General features: G+C 65.1%; 23 protein-coding genes. 13 read left to right on the forward strand and 10 right to left on the reverse strand.

The window, feature by feature from the left end:
• Nucleotides 1–173 precede the first annotated feature (173 nt).
• On the forward strand, nt 174–1040 hold the full coding sequence (locus ABIB99_RS15950) for an adenylate/guanylate cyclase domain-containing protein (protein ID WP_166083595.1): 867 nt from the start codon (nt 174–176) through the stop codon (nt 1038–1040).
• Nucleotides 1041–1112: 72 nt separating this feature from the next.
• Here the strand turns inward: ABIB99_RS15950 and ABIB99_RS15955 are convergent, their stop codons facing one another.
• A complete protein-coding gene (locus tag ABIB99_RS15955; RefSeq protein WP_354176523.1) occupies nt 1113–1466 on the reverse strand; it encodes a hypothetical protein in 354 nt (117 codons plus the stop codon).
• 95 nt (nt 1467–1561) lie between these two features.
• Nucleotides 1562–2548, reverse strand: coding sequence for a tripartite tricarboxylate transporter substrate binding protein (locus tag ABIB99_RS15960; protein WP_166344772.1), 987 nt, complete (start codon nt 2546–2548; stop codon nt 1562–1564).
• Nucleotides 2549–2698: 150 nt separating this feature from the next.
• Between ABIB99_RS15960 and ABIB99_RS15965 the strand changes: the two genes are divergently transcribed.
• Nucleotides 2699–2956, forward strand: a complete 258-nt coding sequence (locus ABIB99_RS15965; protein WP_166344774.1) for a hypothetical protein — start codon at nt 2699–2701, stop codon at nt 2954–2956.
• Nucleotides 2957–3007: 51 nt separating this feature from the next.
• Here the strand turns inward: ABIB99_RS15965 and ABIB99_RS15970 are convergent, their stop codons facing one another.
• Nucleotides 3008–3943 carry a LysR family transcriptional regulator gene (locus tag ABIB99_RS15970; protein ID WP_354176525.1) on the reverse strand — a complete coding sequence of 312 codons (936 nt, stop codon included), beginning with the start codon at nt 3941–3943 and terminating at the stop codon, nt 3008–3010.
• A gap of 117 nt (nt 3944–4060) precedes the next feature.
• Here ABIB99_RS15970 and ABIB99_RS15975 point away from each other — a divergent pair, with 117 nt between their 5' ends.
• The 4 genes from ABIB99_RS15975 to ABIB99_RS15990 all read left to right on the forward strand — a co-directional run bounded on the left by ABIB99_RS15975 (nt 4061) and on the right by ABIB99_RS15990 (nt 6589).
• Nucleotides 4061–4813: an SDR family NAD(P)-dependent oxidoreductase gene (locus tag ABIB99_RS15975; RefSeq protein WP_354176527.1), complete on the forward strand. Its 753-nt coding sequence runs from the start codon at nt 4061–4063 to the stop codon at nt 4811–4813.
• A 50-nt stretch (nt 4814–4863) separates the two neighbouring features.
• Nucleotides 4864–5562, forward strand: a complete 699-nt coding sequence (locus ABIB99_RS15980) for a pirin family protein (protein ID WP_354176528.1) — start codon at nt 4864–4866, stop codon at nt 5560–5562.
• 163 nt (nt 5563–5725) lie between these two features.
• A complete protein-coding gene (gene wrbA, locus ABIB99_RS15985; RefSeq protein WP_208084459.1) occupies nt 5726–6325 on the forward strand; it encodes an NAD(P)H:quinone oxidoreductase in 600 nt (199 codons plus the stop codon).
• Nucleotides 6326–6454: 129 nt separating this feature from the next.
• Nucleotides 6455–6589: a hypothetical protein gene (locus ABIB99_RS15990; RefSeq protein ID WP_354176529.1), complete on the forward strand. Its 135-nt coding sequence runs from the start codon at nt 6455–6457 to the stop codon at nt 6587–6589.
• Between the two features lie 15 nt (nt 6590–6604).
• Here ABIB99_RS15990 and ABIB99_RS15995 read toward each other — a convergent pair whose 3' ends face one another.
• A complete protein-coding gene (locus ABIB99_RS15995; RefSeq protein ID WP_354176530.1) occupies nt 6605–7489 on the reverse strand; it encodes a protein-L-isoaspartate O-methyltransferase family protein in 885 nt (294 codons plus the stop codon).
• 113 nt (nt 7490–7602) lie between these two features.
• Nucleotides 7603–8079 (reverse strand): Lrp/AsnC family transcriptional regulator, encoded by a 477-nt coding sequence (locus ABIB99_RS16000; RefSeq protein ID WP_354176532.1) that lies wholly within the window; start codon nt 8077–8079, stop codon nt 7603–7605.
• Between the two features lie 122 nt (nt 8080–8201).
• Between ABIB99_RS16000 and ABIB99_RS16005 the strand changes: the two genes are divergently transcribed.
• On the forward strand, nt 8202–8741 hold the full coding sequence (locus tag ABIB99_RS16005) for an RBBP9/YdeN family alpha/beta hydrolase (protein WP_354176534.1): 540 nt from the start codon (nt 8202–8204) through the stop codon (nt 8739–8741).
• A gap of 21 nt (nt 8742–8762) precedes the next feature.
• On the opposite strand, the gene ABIB99_RS16010 is transcribed toward ABIB99_RS16005, so the two are convergent.
• From ABIB99_RS16010 to ABIB99_RS16020, 3 genes are all read right to left on the reverse strand, one after another.
• A complete protein-coding gene (locus ABIB99_RS16010; protein WP_354176535.1) occupies nt 8763–9905 on the reverse strand; it encodes a GNAT family N-acetyltransferase in 1143 nt (380 codons plus the stop codon).
• Between the two features lie 117 nt (nt 9906–10022).
• Nucleotides 10023–11375 (reverse strand): O-antigen ligase family protein, encoded by a 1353-nt coding sequence (locus tag ABIB99_RS16015; RefSeq protein ID WP_354176536.1) that lies wholly within the window; start codon nt 11373–11375, stop codon nt 10023–10025.
• Nucleotides 11376–11425: 50 nt separating this feature from the next.
• Entirely contained in the window at nt 11426–12493 is a 1068-nt protein-coding gene (locus ABIB99_RS16020) for a glycosyltransferase (RefSeq protein ID WP_354176537.1), read from the reverse strand.
• Between the two features lie 248 nt (nt 12494–12741).
• Here ABIB99_RS16020 and ABIB99_RS16025 point away from each other — a divergent pair, with 248 nt between their 5' ends.
• Nucleotides 12742–13728, forward strand: coding sequence for a glycosyltransferase (locus ABIB99_RS16025; protein WP_354176686.1), 987 nt, complete (start codon nt 12742–12744; stop codon nt 13726–13728).
• A gap of 6 nt (nt 13729–13734) precedes the next feature.
• Here the strand turns inward: ABIB99_RS16025 and ABIB99_RS16030 are convergent, their stop codons facing one another.
• Nucleotides 13735–14763, reverse strand: a complete 1029-nt coding sequence (locus ABIB99_RS16030; RefSeq protein WP_354176539.1) for a glycosyltransferase family 2 protein — start codon at nt 14761–14763, stop codon at nt 13735–13737.
• A gap of 396 nt (nt 14764–15159) precedes the next feature.
• Between ABIB99_RS16030 and ABIB99_RS16035 the strand changes: the two genes are divergently transcribed.
• The 5 genes from ABIB99_RS16035 (at nt 15160) to ABIB99_RS16055 (ending at nt 20997) form a co-directional block, all read left to right on the forward strand.
• Nucleotides 15160–15960 (forward strand): class I SAM-dependent methyltransferase, encoded by an 801-nt coding sequence (locus ABIB99_RS16035; RefSeq protein WP_354176540.1) that lies wholly within the window; start codon nt 15160–15162, stop codon nt 15958–15960.
• 282 nt (nt 15961–16242) lie between these two features.
• Nucleotides 16243–18621 (forward strand): exopolysaccharide transport family protein, encoded by a 2379-nt coding sequence (locus ABIB99_RS16040; protein WP_354176542.1) that lies wholly within the window; start codon nt 16243–16245, stop codon nt 18619–18621.
• Entirely contained in the window at nt 18614–19420 is an 807-nt protein-coding gene (locus ABIB99_RS16045) for a WecB/TagA/CpsF family glycosyltransferase (RefSeq protein WP_354176543.1), read from the forward strand. Before ABIB99_RS16040 ends, ABIB99_RS16045 begins: the two co-directional genes overlap by 8 nt.
• Before the next feature lie 19 nt (nt 19421–19439).
• Nucleotides 19440–20432, forward strand: a complete 993-nt coding sequence (gene galE, locus ABIB99_RS16050; protein WP_354176545.1) for a UDP-glucose 4-epimerase GalE — start codon at nt 19440–19442, stop codon at nt 20430–20432.
• A gap of 223 nt (nt 20433–20655) precedes the next feature.
• On the forward strand, nt 20656–20997 hold the full coding sequence (locus ABIB99_RS16055) for a hypothetical protein (RefSeq protein WP_063985656.1): 342 nt from the start codon (nt 20656–20658) through the stop codon (nt 20995–20997).
• Here the strand turns inward: ABIB99_RS16055 and ABIB99_RS16060 are convergent.
• Nucleotides 20971–25086 (reverse strand): bifunctional diguanylate cyclase/phosphodiesterase, encoded by a 4116-nt coding sequence (locus ABIB99_RS16060; protein ID WP_354176546.1) that lies wholly within the window; start codon nt 25084–25086, stop codon nt 20971–20973. The genes ABIB99_RS16055 and ABIB99_RS16060 overlap by 27 nt on opposite strands.
• Nucleotides 25087–25218: the final 132 nt, after the last annotated feature.

A 25218-nucleotide genomic window follows, 5' to 3' on the forward strand; every position in this document is an offset into this window, starting at 1 on the left:
CACTCATGAACCGTGGCGCGGAGGACGGCCTCAGGTCGGCTTTGGCACTTGGCTGACCGCATTCGTTGCACGGTTATGACGGTTTCGGGACTGGACGACCGGTCGTTGAACCGCGATGGCGCCAGATGCGATGCCTGATGCAATTGCCGGTCAGGAAGGCTACCATACGGACCATGGCCGACGACAAGGTGAAACGACGATTGACCACCGTCCTGTGCGCTGATGTGCAGGGCTATTCTCGCCTCATGGAAGCAGACGAGACCGGAACGTTGGAGACGCTGCGCCGCTACCGCACTGCCTTTGCGGGACTGGTGGAGCGCCATGACGGCCGGATCGTGAATACCTGGGGCGATGCTGTGATCGCCGAGTTCGCCAGCGTCGTCGAGGCCGTGCAATGCGCGGTCGAAATTCAGCAGGAAATTTCCAACCAGGATTCGGACCCACCTCACGCGAACCCGATGCGGTTTCGCATCGGCATCAACCTCGGCGATGTGATGGTGGACGGGTCCGACATCTATGGCGACGGGGTCAATATCGCGTCACGGCTGCAAGAGCTCGCCGAACCCGGCGGCGTCGTGATCTCAAGCTCCGTCTACGATCAGGTGCACAACAAATTGTCCGTTGGCTTCGACTGTCTCGGCCAGCGACCAATGAAGAACGTTGCTCCCATGACCAGCTATCGCGTGGCCATGAGCGGCCAAAGCGCTGGGCGACGGAGCTTCCCGGTTGACGAAAGCCTCCCTCCCCAGGGGCGGGCAGTTGCAGATTCGGAAACTGGCGCGCGATGGATTGACAGCAGGCACGAGCCATCCACCTGGATGGGCTTCGTCTCGGATTGGCTGGCGAAGCTGCCCCGCCCGGTTGCAGTGGCCCTCACGGTTTCGGGCTTTCTGATTCTGATCAACGTTTTCACCGGCATGCACAAGATCTGGTTCCATTGGCCAGTCGCAGCATTGCTCTTCGGTGCCCTCTTGCGGACAGCGCTCCGGCAGCGACCCGAGCCGAACAGCAAGCGGGAGCGCCAAACGAGTCGGGAGTGAGACGGTCGCTTCAGGTTATGACTTGAGCATGACCTCTTCGGAAAATCGCATCACACTTTTCCGGATCATGCTCTAGTCGTTGTCATCATCATAGGGACGTGGTGGCGCGGCGACAGGCGGCGGCGCATTGTTGTAGCGCGGCGGCGGCACAGACCGGCCGCGCGGGACCGGCTGCTGCGGCTGGGCCTGGTTGTTCGACTGGAACACCGCCCGGCATGCGCTCGAAAGCTGCGGCGTGTTCTGCTGCAGGCAGGTCACAATGCGGTTCGTGTCCGGAATCTGGTCGCTGCAAAGGCGCCAGACATCCGGCGTACACGCCATCTGCTGTTCCATTGTGCCGCGATATTCCTGGGCTGACGCCGCGCCCTGCGCGACGATGCCGCTGACTGCAAGCGCCAGACCCAGCGCAATCCGCTCTGTTCGCATATCCCGATCCTTCTCGATTCCCTTGATTTGTCTTCAATCAATGAGACGCGGTCAGGTTCTGAACCAACAAAAAAATGTGAAAATGCGGCGGGAACCTATTCCACCTTGCCGATCTTCTTCACCGCCGCGATCAGCCGCGCGCTGTCCGTCGCCACGAATTGCGAGAATGCCGGCGCATCCTGATAGGCGGCCAGACTGCCCGAGGCCTCGAAGCTCCTGAGCACATCCGGACTCGTCATCACCTTCGCCATCGCTTCGCGCAGGCGGCTCGCGACCGGCGCAGGAAGAGCGCTCTGTGCAAAGAGCCCGGCCCAGATGTACATCTCGACGTCCTTGTAGCCGAGCTCCTGAAAGGTCGGAACGTCGGGGAAGCTCGCGATGCGCTGTGCGCCGCAATTGCCGAGCACGCGCAGCTTGCCGTCGTCGACCTGCGGCTTCAGGGTGCCGGGCGCGGCTGCTATCGCCTGCACGGTGCCGCTGAGCAGCGCGGTCAGCGCCGGGCCCGCGCCGCGGAACGGAACATGCAGCAACTTGATCTCGGCGCTGCTCGCGAACATCTCCATCGCGACATGCAGCGTCCCGTAAGGACCGGACGAGCCGTAAGTGATTTGGCCCGGCCGCTTCTTCGCATCCTCGACAAAATCCTGCGCCGTCTTCCACGGCGCCGAGGCCGGCACCGCGAGCAGCGTGGGATCGGCGAGGACGCGCGCGATCGGCATGAACTGCGAGACTTCGTACGCAACGGGTCGGTCGAACAGGCGATCGGCCTCGGGGAGCACCGCGAGCGAGGACAGCGTCATCAGCAGCGTGTAGCCGTCGGGCTCCGCGCGCGCCGCCGCAGCATTGCCGACCGATCCGCCGCCGCCACCGGCGCGGTTGTCGACAATGACGGGCTTGCCGAGGATCCGCTCCAGCGCCATCGCGACCGGACGCGCGGCAAGATCGGCCTGACCGCCAGCCGGAAACGGCACGATCATGGTAATGTTGCGCACCGGATAGGCTTGCGCGAAGGCCTTGTCAGGTAAAGCAGCCCGCAACAACGGCAATGCCGCAGCGGCGCGCAAGAGATCGCGTCGATCCATCATGGTCCCCTACCCCCCGATTTTCTTTTGTTTCGCTGGCAGCCTAACCGGCCGAGCGGCAAGAACAAGGCGTTTACGAAGTATTGACCATGTTCGGCCCGGCCCGGAACACTTCCCTGAACCCGCTGTTGCCCTCCCAGGGAGTGGGTGATGCGGAATCTTGCGACCATCGACGTCGCCCTGGACGAGATGCTGGTGAATCTCGCAGCAATCGTCTTGCGGCTTTCAAAGCCCGAATTGACGCGAACGCCGGAAGCGCGGCGCGCCCTGGCGCAATCGGTCCATCAATACGCCGCCTGCGCGGCACGCTCGAACGACCCGCGCGTTCACGAATTGAAGACGCAGCTGGAGGGGACGCTGAAGCCAGCCTTGCGCATTGTCGCGATCAACGGCGTGAAGGTGTCGTAGTCAGGCTCCGTCATTGCGAGACACAATGACGAATTGTTCAGGCCGCTCGCTCTACGACGTCGTTGCTTTGCCGCGCGGCCGCCGCTTGCAGGTGCCCGGCAGCTTCGCCGCGAGAAAATCGCCGAGCGCCTCGACGCGTGCGGGGCGCGGGCCGCCGGGTGGGGTCACCAGATGCACGGCGCCTTCGGCCTGCTTCCAGTCCTTCAGGATCACCTCAACCTCGCCGGACGAAATCGCCTCGCCGACGATGAACTCGGGCAGCTCGGCGATGCCGAGGCCGGCGATCACCGCCGGCATCACCGCTTCACCGTTGTTGACGCGAAGCTGTCCGCCCGGACGGACGCTCGCCTGCTCGCCTGCCGAATTGGTGTAGTTCCAGACATTGGGCGTCGAGAGATAGGCGTAGCTGAAGCATTTGTGTTCGGCGAGATGCATCGGATGCGTGGGCCGTCCATGCCGCTTGAGATAGGACGGCGCGGCCACCGTGAAGCGCGGCATGGTGAAGAGCCGCCGCGCGATCAGCGAAGAGTCCGGCAGCCGCGCGATCCGCACCGCCATGTCAAAACCCTCGCCGATCAGATCGATGGTCGCATCGCTCAGATGCAGATCGACCGAGACCTCCGGATAGGTTTCGAAGAACTCCGGCAGCAGCGGCGCCACCGCCTTGATCCCGAACGTCATGGGCACGGCGAGCCGGACCAGGCCGCGCGGCGCCACCGATTGCGCCAGCGCCTCGTTCTCGGCCGCCTCGCCGTCGACGAGCAGACGCGTGGCGCGTTCGGCGAGCTTGTGCCCGGCATCGGTCAGCGCCAGCCGCCGCGAGGTGCGGTTGAACAGCCGGGCACCGAGCCGTTCCTCCAGTCGCGTGACCGCCTTGGACACCGTTGCCTTGGACATCGCGAGCTCGCTCGCGGCCCCTGCAAACGACCGTAATTCCACGACTTTTGCGAAAATCGCGAGCGCCTCGAAATCGGGAAGTTTTGCCATGTGCGCCGGTCCAATTGGGGTATTTCAGGAAACAATGCGTTTCGACAGTTTCTATTTATATACCACAGACGGAGGCTTATCCAAGGGTCATCAGACATTCAGGAATGGAGAAATCCAATGACCAAGAAGCTCTCAGGCAAGGTTGCCCTCGTCACCGGCGGCTCGCGCGGCATCGGCGCGGCCTCGGCCCGCGCTCTCGCCGACGAAGGCGCGGATGTCGCCATCAGCTATGTCGCCTCGCCCGAAAAGGCCGAAGCGGTCGTCACCGAACTGAAGGCCCGCGGCGTCAAGGCCCGCGCTTTCAAGGCCGATCAGGCCTCGGCCAAGGACGTGACGCAGCTCGTCAACGACGTCGCCAGGGAATTCGGCCATCTCGACATCCTCGTCAACAATGCCGGCGTTGCCTCGGGCGGCGCGATCGACGATGCGAAGGCTGACACGGCCGCGCTCGAGCGGCAGGATTCCATCAACGTACACGGCGTGATCGCGGCGATCCGCGCTGCCTCGCAATTGATGGGCGAAGGCGGCCGCATCGTCACCGTCGGCTCCATGCTCGCTGACCGCGCCTCGTTCCCGGGGCTTGCCGACTACGTCGCCACCAAGGCGGCCGTCGTCGGCTACACCAAGGGCGCGGCACGCGACCTCGGCCCGCGCGGCATCACCGTGAACGTGGTGCAGCCCGGCTCGATCGACACCGACATGAACCCGAAGGACGGCGGCGAGTTCGCCGAGACGCAGCGCAAGCAGCACGCGCTGCAGCGCTTCGGCCGCCCCGAGGAAGTCGCCGCCGGCGTCGTGTTCCTCGCAAGCCCGGAAGCCTCCTTCGTCACCGGCACGGTGCTCAACGTCGACGGCGGGTTCGGCGCCTGATCAAGGCGCGACCCGTTCAACCCAAAGGATCACACAAAGGAATTACGCAGATGATCGAACTCAGACCTTTCGCAAAGCTCGGCGGCGCCGATCACGGCTGGCTCAAGGCCAAGCACCATTTCTCCTTCGCCAGTCACTACGATCCGAACAACATGGGTCATGGCGCCTTGCGGGTGTGGAACGACGACGAGATCGCGCCGAACACCGGCTTTCCCGCCCATCCTCACGCCAACATGGAAATCATCACCTATGTGCGCGAGGGTGCGATCACCCATCAGGACAGCCTCGGCAACGAGGGCCGCACCGAAGCGGGCGACGTGCAGGTGATGAGCGCCGGCAGCGGCGTCCGCCACTCCGAATACAATCTGGAGCCGACCAAGACCCGCATCTTCCAGATCTGGATCGAGCCTGTGGCGCGTGGCGGCCAGCCGACCTGGGGCTCGAAGCCGTTTCCGAAGGCGGACCGCACCGGCAAGCTCGTCACCATCGCCAGCGGCGACGAGAACGACAAGGACGCCTTGCCGATCCGCGCCGATGCGCGGGTGCTGGCGACCACACTGAAGGCCGGCGAAACGGCTGAGTATTCAGCTCAGAAGTCGCGCCACCTTTATCTCGTGCCGGCGGCAGGCGCGGTCGAAATCAACGGCGTGCGCGTCAATGCCCGCGACGGCGCCGCGATCCGCGACGAGGACAGGTTGAAGATCACGGCTCTGGAAGATTCCGAGCTCGTGCTCGTCGACGCGGCTTAAGCGCTATCCGTCATGGCCGGGCTTGTCCCGGCCATCCACGCCCCTCCATGGGCGCACAAGAACGTGGATGCCCGGGACATCTAGCGCGAAGACGCGCTTCGCGCTTCTGCCCGAGCATGACGACCCCCAACAACATTCAACATCGATCCCAACGGAGACCACCATGACCAAAGTTCTCGTCCTCTATTACTCCGCCTATGGCCACATCGAAGCGATGGCCAACGCTGTTGCCGAAGGCGCGCGCGAGGCCGGCGCCACCGTCGACATCAAGCGCGTGCCCGAGCTGGTGCCGGCCGAAGTCGCCAAGGCGTCCTATTACAAGGTCGATCAGGCAGCACCCGTCGCCAAGATTGAGGACCTCGTCAATTACGACGCAATCATCGTCGGCACCGGCACCCGTTTCGGCCGCATGGCCTCGCAGATGGCGAACTTTTTGGACCAGGCCGGCGGGCTCTGGGCCAAGGGCGCTCTGCACGGCAAGGTCGGCGGCGCCTTCACCGCGAGCGCGACCCAGCATGGCGGCCAGGAGACGACGCTGTTCTCGATCATCACCAATTTGCTGCATTTCGGCATGGTTGTGGTCGGTCTGAACTACGGCTTCGCCGGCCAGATGAAGCTCGACGAGGTCACCGGCGGCGCCCCCTACGGCGCCACCACGATCACCGGCGGCGACGGCAGCCGCCAGCCCAGCGCCAACGAGCTCGCCGGCGCACGCTACCAGGGCCGCCAGATCGCGGAGACCGCCAAGAAACTTCATGGCTGAACTTCATGGCTGAGCGCAGTTAGGCTTTACACACGAACGACTGCATGGCTGATGCGACGCGGGCGGCGTTCTCATTCGGGAACGCCGCCCCATCTACGTGGTGAGGATATTTGACCAAAAGCGATACGAATGGCTTTCGAACTCTTGTTGATCGCGCAGATGATCCGCAGGCCTGCGCAGGCATTGGTGCGGCGCTGGTATTGCCGCAGCCTGTTCCGCGCCTCGCGCGGCCGGCTGCATTGCGCCGGGTGCGCGAAATCGTAAGGCGCGAGCGATCCGTCACGCCTGCGTGAGGTCGGCGTGGGGCTTGATTGAAACCGTCGGGACGGGCGCCGCAGCCGTCGAAAGCCACCAGCCCTCACCGGCAAACCAGCACGTCTCGTCCGCAGCGCCGCCTCTACGCAGCGACTGCACGCTCTCCCATCCTTTGGCGAACGCCTCGGCCAATCGCCGGCCGGCATCCGCGTCCTGCAGTCCCGCGCAGCCGATGAATTGGGCTCGACTCAGGAATTTCGCCGGCCAGACCGTGCCCTCGTCCGGGCGCGTGATCATCAACATGCCACCGAGCATGCCCTCCGGCGCCAACGGAAACACCAGCCGGCCGCCGGGCCGCAGCGCATCGAGCCATTGCGTGGCCGGCTGCGCCGCGCCCGCACAGACATAAATCACATCCGCGCCCGGTAAATCGGACGCGATGCCCGAGCGATCTTCCAGCTCGACATGCGGGATGTCCTTCAGATTTTCGCGCGCGAGTGCCGCCAGGCGTTCGTCGATCTCATAGGCATGGACACGGCCCGAAAGTCCCGTGAGCTCGGCGAGAATGGCCGTGTAGTAGCCGCTGCCAGCGCCGATCTGGATCACCGTCTCGCCTTCCCTCACACCGCAGCCGCTGAGCCAATAGGCGTGCGCGCCGGGCATCCCGATATTGAGGCCGCGTGCCGGATCCAGCGCCAGAAGCGTGTTTTGATAGAGGAAGGCGGGGTCGTCGTCGGGCGTCACGACATAGGGATGGCCACCGACGGAGATCGACCACGGTCCGGGCCCGGCGAAGGGTTCGCGCCTGACCGTGCGAAAGGCCTGTTCGATACGGGGATCCGTCGTCTTGGCTGCGGCGCAGATCAACTGCGCATAGAATGCGCGATATTTTGCCGAACGATCTTCCATGTCGCCTCCGGAAAGCGGAGACGACGATAGCACAACGCGCGCGATCATCGAAGCTCGGTGCAATCGAAGGCTTTGTGACAGCCGGGTGACGTGTCGAGCGCGCGCGCCACGCCTCAACCGCGTTCGGTCTTCTTCCTGATGAGGTCTTTACCGATCGGTCGCGCCGGCTCGCTCCGCAGCACGAGCGAGGTCGTCACAGCGCCGAAGCCGGCGATACGATCCACGATCGTCTCCAGATCTTCCGGCGCCGGAACCAGCACCTTGAGCACGAAGCAATCATCGCCGGTCACGCGATGGACTTCGACGATGTGCGGAATCTCGCCGAACCGTTTGAGGCAGGTCTTGATGTGCTCATGCGAGGTGCGCAGGCGGACCAGCGCCATCAGGCCGAGCCCTAGCGCGCGCGGATTGATGCGGGCGCCGTAGCCTTCGATAATCCCGGCTTCCTCGAGTCGCTTCACGCGCTCGGAGATGGCCGGCTGAGACAGCCCGACGGAACGGCCGAGCTCGGAGAGCGGCACGCGCGCATTGGCCTGCAATGCCTCCAGGATCTTCAGATCCTTGGTGTCAATGCTTCCGAAGCGATCCAAGGCAATTCTCCATTCCACCTTGAGATCATCGGCAGATGATCTCTTTCGCCGATGACTTGCCATGTGACGCAGCACCAAGACCGGCCACACTGCACGTGCATCTCAGATATCACGGGACGATCATGCACGACATCATCACCTTGCCCGGCCTCTGCGGCTCCGCAGAAACTCATTGGCAGACACTCTGGGAGCGCAACGATACACGTTTCACGCGGTTTCAGCCTGCGAGCTGGGACCGGCCGGAGCTCGCCGATTGGGAGCAATCCCTGGAGCAGGCGGTCGGGCGCTGCGCGAAGCCGCCGGTGCTGGTCGCACACAGCCTCGCTTGCCTGCTGGTGGCGCACTGGGCCACGCGCTTCCCATCCGCGATCGCGGGCGCTTTTCTGGTCGCGGTGCCCGATCCCGATGGCGCCAATTTTCCCGCGGAAGCAGCTGCGTTCAAGCCGGTGCCGGACCGCACGCTGCGCTTCCCCTCGCTCATCATCGCCAGCACCGACGATCCCTTTGGCGGGCTCGATAAGACGCAGCAGCGGGCGCGTGCCTGGAAGTCCGGTCTGATCGTGCTGGGCGCCCTTGGCCACATCAATGCGTCGAGCGGGCTCGGCGATTGGCCGCAGGGGCGCGCGCTGCTGGACGCCTTCAGTGCCGGCCTTTCGAGATGACGCGGGTACGGACGGCCTCCGTCACCGCAGCTTGCGTATCGCCCGGCTGGCGAAGGCGGCGAGCCTGGGATAGCGACGCAGGTTCTGCGCGGCATGGTCGCGCCATGCATAGGGAGCGCCGCGCCAGGACAGCGCGATGCTGACATCGGTCAGCGCGACCTTCGCGGCGCCGAAGCGGCGCTTGTAGTCCTGGTTGCCGATGCTGAGATCGAAACGGCGCACGCCCTCTGCATGCAGCGCCGCCATGGTCCGCTCGGTGACGAGCAGCCCCGGCGAGCAGTTCGACCATGAATCGCCGGCGTGGCTGATGCGCAGGAGGAAATAGCTCGCACCAGACCTGACGCCGAACGTGGTGGCGACGACGGCCTCGTCGCAGACCAGCGCCGAGATGACGGCATAGCCTTCCGCGACACCCTGACGGGCGATCTCGCGATAGAATCGGGCATGAGCGTCGTCGTTGAGGACGAAGCGCGAGCCGAGCTTTCGCATGCGGGCCTGCTGCTGGACATCCATCACGTCCAGCAGCGCGCGCGCACGCGCGACATCCGTGGCGATCTCGAACCGCGCGCCGGCATGACGGCCGAAGACCCGCCAGCAGCGCGGCATCTGCATGCGCTTGATCGAGGCCCGGTAGGCTTCATAGTCGTCGCCCATCAGCACGAGATTGCCGTTGAGCGAGCAGGATCCGATCCGTCCGAGCGACACCAGCGGGTTCGGCTTGCCGCCGACATGGGCCGGCATCTTCTTCAGCCGTAGCAGATCGAAGCGGTCGGGCAAGGCGCGCAACGCGTCGACCAGCGCCTTGCCGATCGCATCCGTCGCCGCAGCGTCCAACGCGGCATCGAGCGCCAGGATCGGCGCGTTGTTGTCGGAGACGCCGAGGTCGGCGAATTCGACGATGCGGATGCCGCGCCTGATGTGGCTGATCATCGGCACCACCGCGATGTCCTTGCCGGTCGCGGCATCGGAGATCAATGCGATCAGCGGCGCAAAGTCGTGAAACGCCTCGTACCATGCGCCAAGCCAGTAACCGTGCTGGAATGCGGTGCGATGCCCCGCGCTCAGGCGCGATGCGGCCTGCCGCCAGTCACGCACGAAATCGACAGCGATTCCCGACGTGCTGGACACAAGATCATCTGGTTGCTCGACGCTGAGAAACGTCATCCGCGGGACATGCGATTACTGAATGTTTCCAGATAGATTATGTTTGTCGCAGACCACAAGTGACGTAACGGCTTATCGTTAAGCCAACATCACTATCGCTCCGGCTGCGACAAGCTGTCAGCGCTCCGGTTCCGTCTGCTCGACGCACTGGAACCTGGCGAGGAAATGCAGGCCAGCCACTGCAAGCGCGAACATGAACCAGATCGGATTCTGCCGTTCGAGCAGGAAGGTCTCGGTGGCCCCGTAATACAAGCCGAACAGCCATACGGTGAGGAACAGTTTTGCCAGCGCGCGGCTACGGTTGTGAGCCTGGGCCGACTGGAAATTGCCGAGCGGTGCGAGCACGAAGACGAGGATCACCAGCAACAGCCCCGGCAAGCCGATGGTGACCGCGAGGTCGAGATAGCTGTTATGGCTGTGCGCGGCCGACGTCGCCCATTCGGACCCCTGAGCGGTCTGCCGCGCGGTCACGTCGTCCCAGAACGCCGCATAGCCGTGACCGATGATCGGCTTCTCGGCGACGGCCGCGAGCGCGAATTCCCAGATGGCGGAACGGCCGGTGAAGGTGGGATCGAGGGGAAGCAGCCGCGTCAGCGCCCCGAGCGCCGGGCTCAAGACGCTGCCGACCGTCAGCAGGTTCATCACGATCAGCGGCACGAAGCAGATGAGCCGCTTCAGCCACAGGCCTGGCGTGACATAGACCAGCGAGGCGAGCGCGTAGATCGCAAGGCACAGCACCGTCGACGTCTTGCCGCCGGTGAAGATCAGGAAGATGCCGGCCAGCGCCGCGATCGCCGGTCCCATCACGAACGACCCGACGCCGCAGAGGTAGATGCCGACATAGACCAGGATGGTCATCACCGGCGAAGCGATGTTCTTGTGGCCGAAGCTGCCGCGCCAGTCGCCGGCAAGCTGCGGCTCGGTGAGATCGAGCGCGGTGTGCATCGAATATTGCGGAGCGAGGAAGACACCGAGATAGCACAGCACCAGCAGCACGAGCGCGGCGCCGCCAAGGCACAGGTTGAAAGTCCGCTGCGTCGGCGGCAGCAATGGCAACAGCATGGCGAGCGACGTCACGCTGACCGCCAGCACGAAGCGCTGGATCGAAACGCCGCGACTCTCGGAGAAGACGATGTTGATCAACAGCCAGCCGACGAGGCAAAGATGCAGCGGCGTCACCAGGCTCTTCAGCGCGGGCGCATCGGTGCCGGCGACGAACAGCATCGCGACCGCAGCCAGCAGACCCCAGGAGATATAGGTGAGCGCCATGCGCCCGCCGACGACCGTGGTCACATCCTCGTTGCGAAGGTCAGGAAACGGATCGAGCGTGATCAGCACCAGCAGCAGCGCCGCAACCGCGACGAGGCAGCGCGCCGCCCGCGCGGCATTCAGCCCCGCGAGCCCATCGTGCAGGACGCGGCCCAGCGTTCGGGTCTCCACGTCGGTCATGTCAGCGGCGCTGCGATCCATGCTTCGATCCATGGCTCAAGGCAGGTGGTGAAGCCGGGGACGCTTTGGGTCTAGCCCATCCTTGTTAAGCATCCGTCAACCAATAGGCCCGAGGCCTGGGTTGCCGCCTGCGGCCGCACGATACTGCGCGCGATCTCGTAATATTGCAGCGCGCGCTGCTCCAGCGTGAGATTGTCGAGCACGAAGCCGCGCGGATCGAACGCATCAGCGGTGCACCCGGCCCAGAAACTATCCCAGCCCGCCTCGAACCCCGCGATGTCGATGAACTTGGCGCCGCAGCGGTCATCCCAATACGGCACCGACGACACCGGCGCGAACTGGACGCGGTGCGGATAATAATCCGGGTCACGCCACGGGCCGCCGGGATCCCAGGCGAACACCGGCACGCCGCAGGACAGAGCCTGCTGATAGGCGATGCCCTGGCTCTCGTTCTGGCACAGGAAGATCATCGCGCGCGAGCGCGCCAGCGCGGCCTGATAGTCTTCTTCCTTGTAGCTGCCGTAGCGCAATTCCGTGAACGAGCGGCCCTCCTTGAGGAGGCGCGCGCGAACGGGCTCGATCAGCTCCGGCGCATAGCGCTCGCGGTCCCAATGGACCTTGTCGTAGATCAGGACGTCGACGGTCTTTTGCGACGGCGCCGACGGCGCCCAGAGATCCGTGTCGATGCCGATTGGCCAGGCCTCCGTGTCGGGCCAGTACGGCCGGTACATGTCGACGTACCAAGGGCCGGGCACCACGACCTTCTTCACCGGCAGCCGCTTGAACAGATCAGGATCGTCCAGCGGATGATTGTGGGCGGCGACACCGAGCAGGATTGGATTCTTCCACGCGAACTTGTCGAGCAGGAAGGTGCGGCCGATGATGCAGGCAAGCTCGTTGGGATGCTGCGCGATGTAGCCGTAGTCGTTGACGCGGTAGCGGATACCGAGCCGGTCGAGCCCTGCGCAGAGATTGAGGAACACGCGAAGCTGCCCGCTCATGCGCGGCTCGCCGAGCAGCATCCGGCGCGCCATGCGCCGCAGATGCCGGTCGCCGGGAAACCAGCGATCATCCTTGTCCTCGTAGAAGAGGTTGAGGACCATGGCATCTGGGTCGTGTTCGAACGTCTTTGCGGGCACTAGATCCATCCGCGGCAAACAGGTCCGCATTCTCGCATGGGACCGGCTGTCGCACTCTTCCAAATTTGCGACAGGCTTAATGCCCGCGGCTTAACGCTAATCTACGAAACCAGAAACACGCAGGCCTTCGCAGCAACGATTTGGCCGTAATGCGAGTATCATTCGCGGCAGGCCAATGTTGCGATTGATCGCAATGCCAGTCGGCAGATGCGCCCTGGTTAACAGATCCTTAAAGGCGAGCCGTGACTCTGATCACCGCCGAAGATGTTCTCGATTTACCGGCTACTTCGCGCGTCGTTCCGGCGCCGCGTCTCCCGCTGCCGGCCGGCTCAACCACATCGGTGTCCGTCGTCATTCCCGCCAAGAACGTTGCGGCCTATATCGGCGAAACCCTCGCCAGCGCACTGGCGCAGGGCGAGATCACCGAAGTGATCGTCGTCGATGACGGCTCGAGCGACACCACCACGGCCATCGTCCGCGCCATTCGTGACCCGCGGCTGCGCCTGATGACCAACGACTCCGCCGGCGTATCCGCCGCGCGCAATCTCGGCGCACGATATGCGAACGGCGAATGGCTGCTCTTCCTCGATGCCGACGACCGCCTGCGCCCCGGCGCGGTGGCGGCGCTGCTGGCGGCGGCCCGCGCTGCTCCGCGCGCGGTTCTCGTCTACGGCGACTACAACACGATCGACAGCGAGGGACGGCAGATCGGCCGGCGGGGCCTGCTGAAGGGACGCCGCAAGCCGTCAGGCGACGTGCTGGCGCGGCTCGCGGCGGGCAATTTCATCGTCAATGGCGGCATCGCGCTCGCACGATCGGAGGCCTTCCGCGCCATCGGCGGCTTCGACACGTCCCTCAGATATTGCGAGGACTGGCATTGCTGGTGCCGCCTCGCCGCTATCGGCGAGTTCGAGTTCGCACCAAAGCTTCTGCTCGACTATCGCCTGCATACCGCCAACACCATGAATGCGGCGGTGCGGACGCCGAAGGACTTCTTCCCCGCGATCGCGCGGGTGTTCGACGATGGGCTGATCCTGGCGAGACTGCCCGAGGGCACGGCGGCCGGGCTGCGCCAGGCCGCCGAGGTCCATCTCGTCACCTATTCGGCGATGCAGGCCGTCCGCTTCGGCAGATATCGCGACGCCTTGGCTTATCTCGGGATGGTCGGCCGGCGCTCGCTCAAATCGCTGCCCCGCGCCGCGGTCCGGGTCGCCCTCGCCCGTTTGGGCATCTAACCCGCGTCACGACACGATTTTCGACGCTTCGTAGGGCTTCGGTGCGAAGCCGAATGCTGCGAGCATGGCGCCAAGCGCGACCAGCGCGGGATGCATGGCGACGACGGCCTTCGATGTCGCGAGAAGACGAGCGGAACGCGCCAGCGACAGCGGCAGCCGTCCGAGCATCTGCGCGAACACTCGCGCCCGCGCGCCCGCGCTTTGTGCGGCCTTGTACTGCACGCGATAATTGATAGCGCCAATACGCAGGCCGCGCTTGGCGATCCAGCCGAGGCTGGTGCGGCTTTGCGGCACGGTCTCGGTGATGACCGCCTCAGCCGTCCAGTGGAAGATCATGCCGGCATTGCGGCACCGCACGAAGAAATCGCAATCGCCGCCGCCGAGGAAATTGAAGCGCAGGTCGAAGGCGGGACGATCGAACCGCTCGAACGCCGCGCGCGTGATCAGGCAGTTGCCACAGCCATAGATCAGCGGCACCGCGCCGCTGTAATCATAGGCGGGGCAGAAGGCGGGATGATGTGCGAGCCAGGGCTTGCTGTCGTCGTCGAAGACCGGCAGCACCGGCCCGCCGACCACGTCGGCGCCGGTCGCCTCCGCGGTGCGAACCATCAGCTCGAGCCAGTCGGGCGAAGCGATCTCGTCGTCGTCGATCATCAGGAAGCGGGTCGCGGCGGGAAACAGCGCCTGGGCCGTCTCGAAGGCGGCGTTGATCGCCTGGCAATTGCCCTGCCGCTTCTCGACCAGGCAAACGCCCTGGAGCCGGCCGTCGGCCAGATACTCCGCGGCAACCGGCGCGCTTTCGCGCCCCGCCGCGTCGTTCTCGACCATGACCACCGCGAAGGAGCGCGGCGTGCGCTGGCTCACGAGCGAGTCCAGTGTCAGCCGCAGATGGTGGGGGCGACGGAAGCAGGGAATACAGACGACGATGCCGACCGACAGGTCGATGACGCAGGAGCTCGCCGCGATCTCCCGGTTGGGATCGCGCACGGCATCCGAAATCCGGCTGGCGGAAAGGTCTGTCGGGATCAGCGTCATGGCATCCTAGATGTCCGAGATGTATTGAAAAAGCCCTGCGTCAATCGCGCAGGAATCGGCGCTGTCCTGCGACGGCACATCGCCGCGGGACAGATCGGTCCCAAAATGAACGGCGGGCCCGAGGCTCGCGACGGCGCAACGCCGCCGATTTCCCGCCCTCCATACGCTTAACTGCTTTTGCGCGTTTCTCCTGTAGGTCCCTGCATACGTGATAGTGCAATTCGCAGTCCATCACGCGCACGACAGCGCAACATGGACAATGCCGTAGTTAACGCCTGCCCGCATTAACCCGACCGTAAGCACCGCGACCGGTGAAGCGGCGCGGCACCGGATTTGCTCTTCGGGCATGCGAGATTTTTCCTGTAAATTTAAGTCGAACAAGCGCGGTCAGAAAAAATGAACAAGCCAGCCTCGATCGATTTCGCGACAGCCACGGCGATCCAAATCCCAACGGCCAGTGAACGCACCCAGGCGCTGCACGATCTGGTCCCCGGCGAAGCCCGCGACAGCCTGCTCGCCGTCCACGACTTGCTGCGCCGCGAACTACCGCAAGGCCAGCTCGCCACCTATGAGGCCGGCGGCGGCTCGTGCAGCGTTCTGCCACCGGAGCTGCTCAACCGCAGCAAGGTCACCGTCGTCGACATCGACGAGGACCAGGTCCGCAACAACACTTACGCGGACGAGGCGATCCTCGGCGACGTGCAGACTTACAGCTTTGGACGCGAAACCTTCGATCTGGTGATCTGCTACAACGTGATCGAGCATCTGCCCCAAGTCGATGCCGCGCTCCTGAATTTCCGCGACGCGCTCAAGCCCGGCGGAATGATCCTGATCGGCGCACCCAATCCGCGCTCGCTGTCGGGCGTCGTCACCAAATACTCACCGCACTGGTTTCATGTCTGGTTCTACCGGAATATCCGCGGCATCAAGGATGCCGGCCGGCCCGGCGAGCCGCCGTTCCCGACCTTCTTCCATCCGCTGGTGACGCTGCCGCGGCTCGAAGCATTCGCCGCATCCAACGGCCTCGAGATGATCTACCGCCGCGAGGTCGAGAGTCCGCGCTACCCCGAGATGCGCCGGCGCAAGCCGCTGTTCGCCGCTCTGGTCGATGCCGCCGCCGCCGTGATGAACGCCGTGCTGCCGGGCGGGATCGACGTTCGCCGCGGTGATTACCACGTCATCCTGCGGAAGCGCTGACAATCATGGCACGCGCGCGGTCCATCGCAGGACGAGCGAAGCCGTGCGGCATCGCTGCGCGCGGTAACGAACCGTTAATCCCTCGGGGACCTCAGCGTCATCGCGACGCGTCGAAGAGTGGCATGCGCTTAAACGCTTTGTTTGCCATTTCGGTGAATAGTCCCTCAATGAGTATGGTTAATTTTCCCTGTTGCGTTGATTGGGCACCTATATCCCGGGTGCGTGGCGTAAAGCGAAGAGTAACCCCTCAGCCCGCGGTCGTTGGAATGAAAGCTGGGGACTATGCTTGACTACAACCAGCCGATAGATCGGGCCGGACCGGAGGCACCGCAGCAGAGGCCTCAGACCGGTTTCAACGTGCTGGAGCTCGTCAATCTGCTCTGGCGGCGGAAGATCGCGATTGCCGCTGCCGCGCTCCTCGGTGCGACGCTTGCCGTCACCGCGGGCAAGAGCGTGACGCCCCGCTACACCGCCACCGCCCAGCTCTATGTCGACCCGCGCGAGCTTCAGCTCGTCGATCGCGAGCTCACGCCGCGCGCGCAGGACGTCTCCGGCATGGCCATGGTGGTGGAGAGCCAGGCGCGCCTGATTACCTCGAACAGCGTGCTGCTCCAGGTGATCCAGCAGGCCAATCTGGACAAGGATCCCGAATTCGGCGGCGGCGGTGACGCCAGGAGCCTGATGTCGTCGCTGCTCGGCCTGATCGGCCTTCAGCCCCGCGCGCCCTCCGCCGCGGAGACGAAGGAAGTGCAGCTCGCGGCGCTCGACGCGCTGAACAGGCACATCACGGTCCGCAAGACCGAGAAGAGCTTCATCGTCGACATCGAGGTCTGGTCGACCGATCCGGCGAAGGCGGCGATGCTCGCCAACACGCTGACAAATGCCTACCTCGCTGAATCCCGCAACTCGCAGGCTTCGGCCGCGCGACGCGCCACCAACGATCTCTCCGGCCGCCTCAAGGAGCTGCGCGAGCGGCTGCGCAGTGCCGAGACCGCGCTCGCCACCTACAAGGCCCAGAACAATTTCGTCGGCACCCAGGACGCGCTGATCAGCGACCAGCAGCTCTCCGCCAGTAACCAGCGGCTTTCCGCGGCCCGCGCGGCGACGATGGACGCACAGGCGCGGCTCGACCAGATCGAAGCGAGCCGGCGCACCGCTGCCGATGCCGGCGCGAATTCGGAAGCGCTGCAATCGCCGACCATCGCAAACCTGCGCGCGCAATATGCCGACGCCCGCAAGAAATATGCGGAGCAGGCCGGCGAGCTCGGCCCGCGGCATCCGGCGCTGCGCCAGACCGAGAAGCAGGTCGAGGATCTCAAGCGCACCATCAACGAAGAGATCGATCGCTTCGCGCAGTCGGCCAAAAACGATCTGACGCGCGCCCGCGACTTTGAAGCCTCGCTCAACCGGGCGCTCGAAGCGCAGAAGCGGCAGAGCGTCCAGCTCAGCCAGGCCGCCGTGCGCCTGCGCGAGCTCGAACGCGAGGCCGATGCCAGCCGCGACGTCTATCAGTCCTTCCTCAAGCGCTCGCGCGAGACCGAGGAGCAGGAGACCCTGAACACCTCGGCGGCCCGCGTCATCGGCGAAGCCACCGTGCCGCAGCGGCGCTCGTTCCCGCCGGCGATGAGCATGTTCGCCATGATCGGCTTCATCTTCGGCGCGCTCGCTGCCGCAAGCTGGTTCGTCGCGGCCGAGCTGCTGTCCGCCGGTGCGACCGCGCCGGCAGCGCCCACACCGGCCCGTCGTGAGCGCACGCCGGCACCGCGGCCTCCGCGCGCGCCGGAGGTGTCGCAGGCACCGGAGGTAGCCCAGCCGCAGCCGGCTCCGCGAGCTCCGGAAATTGCGCAATCTCTACCGGAGCTCGCCGCGCCATCGCTGCAGCCGGAGATGGACGAAAATACGCTGATCGGAAAGCCGCTGATCGCGCGCCTCCAGGAGGCCGACGTCATTCACACGCTCGGCGCCATCCTCGCCACCGGCGGCGGCGTCGATCTGACCCGGCTTGGCTGGCCGACGCTGCGCCCCGGCTTTCCGCTGACGACGCTGCTCAACGCCTGGCGCGACATGCGCACTGCTGTGGCCCGGCGTGCCGGCGGCAAGGCCATGCCGGTCATCGCGCTGGTCGGCGCGGGCGAGACCACCGGGCGCAGCGTGACCGCGCTGAATTTCGCACTCGCGGCCGCGCGCGACGGCGCCCGCGTGCTGATGATCGATGCCGACCATCAGGCACACTCGCTCTCCAACAAGGTGAGCCGGCCCGGCAAGAGCGAGCCGAGCCGACTCGGCTGGCTCTCGATCGGCAGCAAGGCCTCGCGCGAGATCAAGACGGTCAACGGCATCTCGGTGCTGCCCGCCGCTGACGGCGATGCCGGCAAAGCGACTGAAGCCATGCGCAAGGCCATCGAGCAGGCGCGCGCCGCCGGCGGCTACGATCTCGTGATCCTCGACGGCCCCGTGACGCCGCTTGGTGCGGCCAGCCGCAAGCTGCTCGACGACGCCAACGCGCTGGTGGCGGTGCTGCCGACCAGCCTCGACATCAACGACGGCCTGGAAGAAATCCTGAACACGCTCGGTCGCGCCGAGCGCAAGCTCGTCGGCGTCGTGCTCGACGAGCTCACCCCCGCAACTCAGGCGCGCCAGCGAGGCAGACAATATGCTTGAGCGCCGCGTCAATCTGGACGGCCGGGCCGCAACCGCCGACGTGCCGCGGATCACTATCGGCGGCCTTCGCATGGCCGCGCTCGACCTGGAAGCAACTGCCGATTTCATGATCGAGGCCACCGATCCCAGACATCGCATCGGCCGTCCGCTGCACCTGACCTCGGCCAATGGCGAGGTGTTGGCGCGCTGCTCGACCGAACCGGAGACCGAACGCCTGTTCCGCGGCGCCGACCTCATCAACGCCGATGGCCAGCCGCTGGTCGCGGCGTCAAAGCTGCAATCCTGGTTTCCGCTGCCGGAGCGCGTCGCCACCACCGATTTGTTCCACGTGGTCGCGCGCAAGGCCGAAGCCGTCGGCCGCACTTTCTACATGTTCGGTGCCAGCGAGGAAGAGAACGCCGCGGCGGTCGCGAATGTCCAGCAACTGTATCCAAACCTCAAGATCGTCGGGTACAGCCACGGCTATCTGCGCGGCGACGCCCTGCGCGCGAAAGTCGAGGAGATCAACGCGCTCGCCCCGGATTATCTCTGGGTCGCGCTCGGCGTGCCCAATGAGCAGGCATTCGTCGAGCAATACACGCCGCTGCTGACCAATGTTGGCGTTATCAAGACATCCGGCGGCTTGTTCAACTTTTTATCGGGCAGCCGGTCCCGCGCGCCGCAATGGATGCAGAAGATCGGACTCGAATGGGCCTGGCGCACATGGCTCGAGCCGCGCCGCCTGCTCTGGCGCTATTTGACCACCAACCCTCGCGCGCTCTATCTTCTCTTCAGCCGCAAACGGCCTTCCAATCGCTGAGAGAAGAGTAGAAGACGACATGACCGACCGACCGACCGTCCTCGTCACAGGGGGCGCGGGCTATATTGGCTCGCATGCCTGCCGCGCACTGTCTGCCGCCGGCTATCAGCCCGTCGTTTATGACAATCTCTCGACAGGTCATCGCAGCTTCGTCGCGGGTCCGCTGGTGACGGGCGACCTGCTCGACGGCACCGCGCTGGCGCGCGCCTTCGCCGACCACAAGGTCACGGCGGTGATGCATTTCGCGGCGGCAAGCCTCGTCGGCGAGTCCATGACCGACCCGCAGAAATACTACATCAACAACGTCCAGGGCACGCTGTCGCTGCTGCAGGCGATGCGCAACGCAGGCTGCCAGCGCATCGTGTTCTCCTCGACCGGCGCCGTCTACGGTAACGCCGATTCCAAGGAGCTGCCGGAGGACTTCCCCTGCGCACCGATCAATCCCTACGGCGCGTCGAAATGGATGATCGAGCGCATGCTCGCCGATTATCGCGCAGCCTATGGCTTCGGCGCGTTCTGCCTGCGCTATTTCAACGCCAGCGGCGCCGACCCGGCCGGCGGCATCGGCGAATTGCGTGACAACGAAACGCATCTCATTCCGCGCGCCATGATGGCGCTCCAGGGCCATGTCGACTTCGCCGTGTTCGGCGACGATTACGACACGCCGGACGGCACCGCGATCCGCGACTACATCCACGTCACCGACCTCGCTGCGGCGCATGTCGCAGCACTGAAGCTCCTGGAAACGGGACATGCCGGCGGCAGCTTCAATCTGGGCACCGGCTCCGGCTTTTCGGTCCGCGAGATCCTGAACGCCATCAGGCAGGAGACTGGGCGCGAGGTGCCGCACACCATGAAGCCGCGTCGCGCCGGCGATCCCACTTATCTGGTCGCCGATGCCTCCGCCGCGCGAAAAGTGCTGAACTTCGTGCCGCGCCATTCCGATCTCAAGACGGTGATCCGAACTGCCTGGGCCTGGCACCAGACAGCGCATCCGCTCAGGACGCGCTAGACACCCGTATTACGGCTTGCCGGTCGGGCCCCCGAGCGGCTAAAGAGATGATCACAGCCGGCGGCGGCGCATGTCCCGACCGCCGCATGTTGCTCTTATGGCCGCCAATGGAAGCGGCATGTGAGGCTCCGCCAATAGCGCGAGCCTGTTCTTCACAGCGAAGGCCACGATCGAGTCCGGGCATCGGCCTGCTTTCAGGCGCGGCCCAGGGAGCACGGAGCGAATGCATCAGGCCGCAAGCCTGCAATTCGAGCGCGTGATGGACGAGCTCGTCCTATGGCACGCCGTGCCGGAGGACGAACGCTCGCCCGCACCGGCCTGGTGGTGGGGACCGGCGATGGCGGTGGTCGACGCGCACGAGCCGATGCGACAGGTTTGGTGTTGTGAGCTGGGCCTCGGCGACGGCTCAAGCTTTGCCGAAGGTGCGCATGCCCTCCTTGAGCTGTTCGCCGAGCAAACCTCGCAGCCCTGGCCGGATGATTTTCCGCGCAAAGCGGACATCAAGCAAGACAACGTCCGCGAACTGCACCCGCAGCCGTCAGATGACAGCGCGTTTCAGCCGTAACGCCGCGGCTTCGGTCGCAGCGAGGTCAGGCTCCGGCTGGAGCGGCGGCGCGACAGGCAGCTCCATCGGCCGCAGCAGCTCGGCCATCTGCCGCGCCGGCACCGGCTTGGAGATGAGGAAGCCCTGCATCTCGTCGCAGCCATGGGCGCGCAGGAACGCTTCCTGCTCGGCGTTCTCGACGCCTTCGGCGACCACGGTCATGCCGAGCGCCTTGCCCATGCTGATGATCGCCTGCGCGATCGCCTGGTCCTCCGAATCCTGCGGCAGGTCGCGCACGAAGGAGCGGTCGATCTTGATGGTGTCGATCGGAAAATGCTTCATCAGCGACATCGACGAATAGCCGGTGCCGAAATCGTCGATGGCGAGGCGGATGCCGCGGCTCTGGATGGCGTCGAGCACCTTCAGCGCACGACCGACATTGCGCATCATCATGCTCTCGGTGACCTCGAGCTGGAGCAGTACCGGCGACATGCCGGACGCCGCCAGCGCCTCGTCGACGTCCTGCAACAGATGTTCGTCGACAAACTGCCGCGGCGACAGGTTGACCGCCATCGACACCGGCAACAGGCCACGACGCTGCCAGGCCATGGCCTGCGCGCAGGCCTCTTTCACCACCCAGCGGCCGATCGGCACGATCAGCCCGGTCTCTTCCGCAAGCGGAATGAATTGGGCCGGCGAGATGCTGCCGAGATCCGGGTGCGTCCAGCGCAGCAGCGCTTCCACGCCGGTGATCTGGCCGGTCTCCATGTCCACCTTGGGCTGGTAGTTCAGCGAGAACTGCTCGCGCTCCAACGCCCGGCGCAACGCGCTCTCGAGCGACAGCCGCTCGATCGACTGCGTCTTCACCTCCTTGGAGAAGAAGCGATAGCCGTTCTTGCCGTCCTCCTTGGCGAGATACATCGCCATGTCGGCGTTCTTGGTCAGCGTCTGAACGTCGGAGCCGTTGGCCGGATACATCGCGATGCCGATCGAGGCCGTGGTGTGGCATTCGTGGCCGGCCAGCTCCATGGGCTCGGCGAGCGCCACGAGAAGCCCGGTCGCGATGCGCTGGACATCGTCGATCTCACCGCACTGGTCGAGGATCACCACGAACTCGTCGCCGCCAAGGCGTGCGACAACGTCGGTTTCCCACAGCGCGCCGCGCAGTCGGCTCCCCACTTCGAGCAGGAGCAGATCGCCGGCCTCATGGCCGAGCGAATCGTTGATGACCTTGAAGCGGTCGAGATCGATGAACAACACCGCGAAACGATGATCGTGGCGCTGAGCTTCGTCGATCGCCTCCCGCAACAGCCCGTTGAAGGTCTCGCGATTCGGCAGGTCGGTCAGGCTGTCATGCGAGGCGAGGTATTCGATCCGCTCGTCGGCCTCGTTCTTCTCGTCGGCGCGATCGAAATTCTCCATCGCGAAGGAGACGTTGTCGGCGAGGCGCTGCAACAGCTCGACGAACTCGGCCGTGAAGGTCTCCTGCTCGGTCGACATGTAGATCATGACGCCGACGGGCTGGCCGTGCGTGATCAGCGGGAACGCCGCGCCGGAGCGCGCGCCGTCGCCTTGCAGGACGGCGTGGAAGGCGCTCACACGGCTGTCGTTGACATAGTCGTTGCTGACACAGGGCTGCCGGGTGCGGAACGCGGTGCCGCTCATGCCGCGCCCCTCGGGCCGGTCGGCGTCGATGGAGAGGCGAACGTTCCTCGTGGTTTCGGCAGACGGCCCTGCGGCCGCGACGATCGCGAGCTGGTCGCTGTCGGCTTTGGCCAGCGCAATGGTCGTCGATGTGAACTTGCCGCCGGTGGACGCGGCCTGACACACCAGCTCGAACAGCTCGGTGCGCGACTTGGCCCGCACGATCGCCTCATTGGTGGCGCTCAGCGCGGCGAACATGCGCGTCAGGCGCTCCTTCTGCGCCTCGGCCCGTGACCGCTCCTCGGCCCGGGCGAAATTGTCGAGCGCAAAGGAGACGTTCTCCGCGAGGCGCCCCAGCAACTGGATGAGGTCAGGCGTGAAGGTGCCTTCGTCCGGCGAAAGGAACAGAAGGACGCCGACGGCATCGGTGCCGTTCTTCAGCAGCGGGAAGCAGCCGCCGGATTTCGTCCCTTGATCCCGCGCGATTCGACGCCAGTGCGTCGCACGAACGTCCGTGAGGAGCTCGTTCGCGACGCAGGGTGCCTTGGTGCGAAATGCGGTGCCGGCGAGCCCCCGTCCTTCGGGCTCATCGGCGGACGTCGCGAAACGCCAGTTCTCGACGTGACTGCGACACTCGCCCTTGGTGACGACGATGTCGAGAAAGCGCGCCGTCGGATCGACCAAGGCGATGGTGGCAGATGAGAACGTTCCGCCGAGCACGGCGGCCTCGCACACGGCTTCGAACAACTCGGCGCGGGATTTCACGCGCATGATCGCTTCGTTGGTCGCGCTCAGCGCCTCCAACATGCCCCGAAGACGGTTGCGCTGCATCTCGGCCTTCGCCTTCTCGTCGGCGCGATCGAAGTTCTCGAGCGCGAAGGCGACATTGGCCTGGAGCCGTTGCAGCAGCTCGACGAATTCTGGCGTGAACGTGCCGCGTTCCGGCGAGTTGAAGAGGAAGACGCCTTCGACCCTGTCGCCATTGAACAGCGGCAGCGCCGCGGAGGAGCCGATGCCGTTGCGGCGGGCATTGGCCTGCCAGGGCTTGATCCTGTCGTCGGACAGCACGTCGTTGCTGAGGCAGGGCTGGCGCGTGCGGAAAGCGGTTCCCGTCAACCCTCGGCCTTCAGGCACCTGGTCGGACGTGGAGAATTTGAAATTTCGGACCATATCCGCGTTCGGCCCGTAGCAAGCAACGACGCGAAGCAGCTCGGCATCGTGATCGACGAGCGCGATGTTGGCCGAGGTGAACTTGGCGCCTTTCGCCGTCGCTTCGCAAACGAGGTCGAAGAGCTCGGCCCGCGAGCGTGCGCGCAGAATCGCCTCATTGGTCGCGCTCAGCGCCGCGTACATGCGCGCCAGGCGGTCTTCCTCCTCGGCGATCCGCGCCTTCTCGGCCTCACGGTCGAAATTGTCGATCGCGAAGCAGACGTTCTCGGCGATGCGCAGCATGAGCGCGACGACCCCCTCGTCCTTCGCCCAGGACTGGCTGAGGAAGGACAGGATGACGCCGATGCTCTGGCCGTTCCGGATCAGGGGAGCAGCGATGCAGGCGGCAACACCCGTGTTGAGATTGGCCTGCTCCCACGGCGTTCCCCTGGTGCGACGCGCGAGATCGCGTTCGACTTGGGGCTTCTGCGTTCGAAACACCTCGCCGGAGATGCCGCGACCATAGGGATTCTCGGGGTCGACGGAGTAGTGGGTCCGGGCCACGATCTCCAGATTCTCGCCGGTGCCGGCGACAGGCTTCAACCAATGCGAGTCCTGCTCCTTCAGCAGAACGAAGGTCGCCAGCGACTTGCCGCCGTGCACCGAGGCATCGCACACGAGCTGATACAATTCCCGCTCGGTCTTCGCACGCAGGATGGCTTCGTTGGTCGCGCTGAGCGCGCCAAACATGCGGTTGAGCCGCCGCGTCGCGAGCTCACTGGTCTGCCGCGCGGTCTCGCGCGCAAAATTGTCCAGCGCATAGGAGATGTTGGCCGACATCCGCTCGAACAGCGACACCATCTGCTCGTTCAGCGAGCCGGCTTCCCTGCGGGTCACATACAGCACGCCGACGCTCTTGCCGTTGCAGAGCAGCGGCAGCGCAGCCGCCGCGCCGATGTGGGCCTTGGCTGCGCCCTCGCGCCACGCCAGCGAGCGAGGATCATTCAGGTAATCGTTGCTGATGCTCAGCTTCTGATTGCGAAAGGCTTCGCCGCCGACACCCGCTCCCTCGGGCGTGACGGAGTCAGTCGTGATCTCGAGCGAACGCAGCCGCGCAACGTCATCGCCGCAACCGGCCGCAAAGCACAGCCGCCGGCCATCCGGCCCCACCAGGAAAACCGCAACGGCCAAAAAGTCTCCGCTCGAAAACCCGGCGTCGCAGACCTTCTGGTACAGCTCGTCCGGCGATTTCGCGTAAAGGATCGCTTCGTTGATGGCGCTCAACGCTGCAAAGGTGCGCGCGAGGGTCGTCTGCACGGTCTCAGCTCCCGGGCATTTCTGCCTAATTCTCCCGGGTGCTTTATGAACGGCGACGGCCTAAGTGGTCGTTATTGCGCGCTGCAAACCCTCGATCAAAGTGAATGAGCTGCGAACGGCCGGCGCCAAACT

The organism is Bradyrhizobium sp. LA6.1 (genome assembly GCF_040547805.1).
GTDB lineage: Bacteria > Pseudomonadota > Alphaproteobacteria > Rhizobiales > Xanthobacteraceae > Bradyrhizobium > Bradyrhizobium barranii.

What these genes read in the sequence shown, in the direction of transcription:
- ABIB99_RS15990 (WP_354176529.1), top strand. Translation starts at nt 6,455, where the DNA reads ATGGCTTTCGAACTCTTGTTGATCGCGCAGATGATCCGCAGGCCTGCG.
- ABIB99_RS16045 (WP_354176543.1), top strand. Translation starts at nt 18,614, where the DNA reads ATGCTTGAGCGCCGCGTCAATCTGGACGGCCGGGCCGCAACCGCCGAC.
- ABIB99_RS15975 (WP_354176527.1), top strand. Translation starts at nt 4,061, where the DNA reads ATGACCAAGAAGCTCTCAGGCAAGGTTGCCCTCGTCACCGGCGGCTCG.
- galE (WP_354176545.1), top strand. Translation starts at nt 19,440, where the DNA reads ATGACCGACCGACCGACCGTCCTCGTCACAGGGGGCGCGGGCTATATT.
- ABIB99_RS16010 (WP_354176535.1), bottom strand. Translation starts at nt 9,905, where the DNA reads ATGACGTTTCTCAGCGTCGAGCAACCAGATGATCTTGTGTCCAGCACG.
- ABIB99_RS15950 (WP_166083595.1), top strand. Translation starts at nt 174, where the DNA reads ATGGCCGACGACAAGGTGAAACGACGATTGACCACCGTCCTGTGCGCT.
- ABIB99_RS16015 (WP_354176536.1), bottom strand. Translation starts at nt 11,375, where the DNA reads ATGGATCGCAGCGCCGCTGACATGACCGACGTGGAGACCCGAACGCTG.
- ABIB99_RS15980 (WP_354176528.1), top strand. Translation starts at nt 4,864, where the DNA reads ATGATCGAACTCAGACCTTTCGCAAAGCTCGGCGGCGCCGATCACGGC.
- wrbA (WP_208084459.1), top strand. Translation starts at nt 5,726, where the DNA reads ATGACCAAAGTTCTCGTCCTCTATTACTCCGCCTATGGCCACATCGAA.
- ABIB99_RS16005 (WP_354176534.1), top strand. Translation starts at nt 8,202, where the DNA reads ATGCACGACATCATCACCTTGCCCGGCCTCTGCGGCTCCGCAGAAACT.
- ABIB99_RS15955 (WP_354176523.1), bottom strand. Translation starts at nt 1,466, where the DNA reads ATGCGAACAGAGCGGATTGCGCTGGGTCTGGCGCTTGCAGTCAGCGGC.
- ABIB99_RS16035 (WP_354176540.1), top strand. Translation starts at nt 15,160, where the DNA reads ATGAACAAGCCAGCCTCGATCGATTTCGCGACAGCCACGGCGATCCAA.
- ABIB99_RS16040 (WP_354176542.1), top strand. Translation starts at nt 16,243, where the DNA reads ATGCTTGACTACAACCAGCCGATAGATCGGGCCGGACCGGAGGCACCG.
- ABIB99_RS15965 (WP_166344774.1), top strand. Translation starts at nt 2,699, where the DNA reads ATGCGGAATCTTGCGACCATCGACGTCGCCCTGGACGAGATGCTGGTG.
- ABIB99_RS15995 (WP_354176530.1), bottom strand. Translation starts at nt 7,489, where the DNA reads ATGGAAGATCGTTCGGCAAAATATCGCGCATTCTATGCGCAGTTGATC.
- ABIB99_RS16055 (WP_063985656.1), top strand. Translation starts at nt 20,656, where the DNA reads ATGCATCAGGCCGCAAGCCTGCAATTCGAGCGCGTGATGGACGAGCTC.
- ABIB99_RS15960 (WP_166344772.1), bottom strand. Translation starts at nt 2,548, where the DNA reads ATGGATCGACGCGATCTCTTGCGCGCCGCTGCGGCATTGCCGTTGTTG.
- ABIB99_RS15970 (WP_354176525.1), bottom strand. Translation starts at nt 3,943, where the DNA reads ATGGCAAAACTTCCCGATTTCGAGGCGCTCGCGATTTTCGCAAAAGTC.
- ABIB99_RS16030 (WP_354176539.1), bottom strand. Translation starts at nt 14,763, where the DNA reads ATGACGCTGATCCCGACAGACCTTTCCGCCAGCCGGATTTCGGATGCC.